The organism is Streptomyces sp. NTH33 (assembly GCF_003236365.1).
Classification (GTDB): Bacteria; Actinomycetota; Actinomycetes; order Streptomycetales; family Streptomycetaceae; genus Streptomyces.
Map to the genome: position 1 here is coordinate 1 of NZ_POTZ01000729.1, position 2,328 is coordinate 2,328.

The following is a 2,328-nucleotide window of genomic DNA, read 5'->3' on the forward strand; positions in this document are numbered from 1 at the left end:
ATCCGGCCGGAGACGGGGTATCAACATATCTGGCGTTGATTTTTGGCACGCTGTTGAGTTCTCAAGGAACGGACGCTTCCTTCGTACTCACCCTCGCGGGCTTTCCTCCGGGCGCTTCCCTTCGGTGTTTCCGACTCTATCAGATCTTCCCGACCCGATTTCCTCGGCGCTTTCCGGGTTCCCGCTCTCGCGTTTCCCTTTCCGGCGGACCCGACTCTATCAGATCCCTTTTCGACCTGACCCCCAGTCAGCGGGGTTTGCCTTCACGGCCGTTGGGCCGTTCCGACGTCTCAAACCTTAGCGGATCCTCTCGGCGATTCCCAATCGGACTCTCGGAGTTCCGTTTCGGGGTCGACGAGTCCCCTGCGTGAATTGAATTTCGGACACGCCGAAAAAAACCCGGCTGGGAGATCATGCTTGTGGTTTTTGCCGCTCATGCGGCGGGAGGTGCTGCCGTAGAGGCGTTACTTCTCTGCGGCAACCCGAAGAACGTTACGGATCCGGCGGGGGGCTGTCAACCGTCCTCGTCAAGATTTTTTCAGTCGAGGTCGCTGAGCCGTCCGCCGGCGTCCGGCTGGGCGTGCTCCACGCGGCGGAGCAACCTGATCAGGACCTCGCCGAGGGCCGTGCGCTCCGCCGGGGACAGGTCCTGGAGGAGATCGCCTTCGAAGACCGTGGCCAGGCGCATGGCCTCGAGCCACTTCTCACGGCCGGCGGGGGTCAGCTCCACGATGACACGGACGCGGTTGGACTCGTCGCGCTCCCGGGTGACCAGGCCCTCGGCGACCATCCGGTCGATGCGGTGGGTCATCGCGGCCGGGGTCAGGCCGAGGCGCTTGGCGAGGTCGCTCGGGCCCATGCGGTAGGGGGCGCCGGACAGGACGAGGACCTTGAGAACCTCCCAGTCGGCGTTGGTAATGCCGAGCGCGGCGGTCTGCCGGCCGTAGGCGACGTTCATCCGGCGGTTGAGCCGGGACAACGCGGAGACGATCTGCTCGACCTGGGGGTCGAGGTCCTGGAACTCGCGCTGGTAGGCGGCGATCTGCTCTTCGAGTGTCGGTTCGGTGCCGGTGCTGGTGCCGGGGGTGTCGCCCATGGGCGCAGTATGGCACGCCTCGGCTTGGCATTGAAGTCCTTCAAGATGTACTCTTCAGCGTCGAAATTTAGCTTCTAAGTCTTCAGTTCTAACTGCTGAGTACTTCAACCATCCGCCAAGAGAGACAGAGAGAGCAAGAGAGAGGTGAACGTGACCAGGGCGATGGGCGCAGCGATGCGCCGGATCCACGTGGGCAACGCACTCAGCGCGTTCGGGCTCGGCTTCACCGTCCCCTACCTGTACGTCTATGTGGCGCAGGTGCGGGGGCTGGGGGCCATGACGGCGGGGCTCGTCCTCGCCGTCTTCGCCGTGGCCGCGCTGATCGTGCTGCCGTTCGCCGGCCGGGCGATCGTGCGGCGCGGCCCGCTGCCGGTCCTGCTCGCCGCCCTGGTCACGGCCGCGCTGGGCGCGCTGAGCCTGGGGCTGGCGGCGGGCGCCGGAGCCGTACTGCTGTCGGCGGCGGCGCTCGGCGCGGGGCAGGCCGTGATGCAGCCGGCGCTGGCGACGATGATCGTGGACTGCTCGACGGACCGGACGCGGTCGCGGGCGTTCGCGACGCAGTTCTTCCTGCAGAACCTGGGACTGGGTGTGGGCGGCCTCATCGGGGGGCACCTCGTCGACACCACTCGGGTCTTCTCCTTCACGCTGCTGTTCGCGATCGAGGCGGCGGTGTTCCTGACGCTGGTCGTGCTGATGTCGACGGTGCGCATGCCGCACTCGCCCCGGATCGGGGACGCATCGGCGGGGGCCGGGCCGTCGGCGACGGGCAGCTGGAAGCAGCTGCTCGGGAACCGGGCCATGGTGCAGCTGTGCGTGCTGGGCTTCGTGCTGTTCTTCGCCTGCTACGGACAGTTCGAGTCGGGGCTGAGCGCGTACGGCGTGGAGGCCGCCGGTGTCTCGACGTCGATGCTGGGGACCGCGCTGGCCGCGAACACGTTGGTGATCGTGGTGGCGCAGTTCGCGGTGCTGAAGTTCGTCGAGCGGCGGAGGCGGTCGCGGGTGATCGCGGCGGTGGGGCTGATCTGGGCGCTCGCGTGGGCCGCGGCGGCGTACGCGGGGCTCGGGCACGGCAGTCAAGTGATGGCCACGGCCGCGTTCGTGTCGACGTACGCGCTGTTCGGGCTCGGTGAGGCGATGCTGTCGCCGACGGTCGCGCCGCTGGTGGCGGATCTGGCGCCGGACGGGTTGGCGGGGCAGTACAACTCGGCTTTCGCCCTGGTGAAGCAGTTGGC

At 67.4% G+C, this 2,328-nt stretch carries 2 protein-coding genes; one reads left to right on the forward strand and one right to left on the reverse strand.

What is annotated here, in order from left to right; translation table 11 throughout:
* Positions 1 to 538: 538 nt before the first annotated feature.
* Positions 539 to 1,096, reverse strand: a complete 558-nt coding sequence (locus tag C1I97_RS35560; protein ID WP_111007068.1) for a MarR family winged helix-turn-helix transcriptional regulator — start codon at positions 1,094 to 1,096, stop codon at positions 539 to 541.
* Between the two features lie 162 nt (positions 1,097 to 1,258).
* Here C1I97_RS35560 and C1I97_RS35565 point away from each other — a divergent pair.
* On the forward strand, positions 1,259 to 2,328 hold a 1,070-nt coding region (locus C1I97_RS35565; RefSeq protein ID WP_181447068.1), incomplete at its 3' end, for an MFS transporter.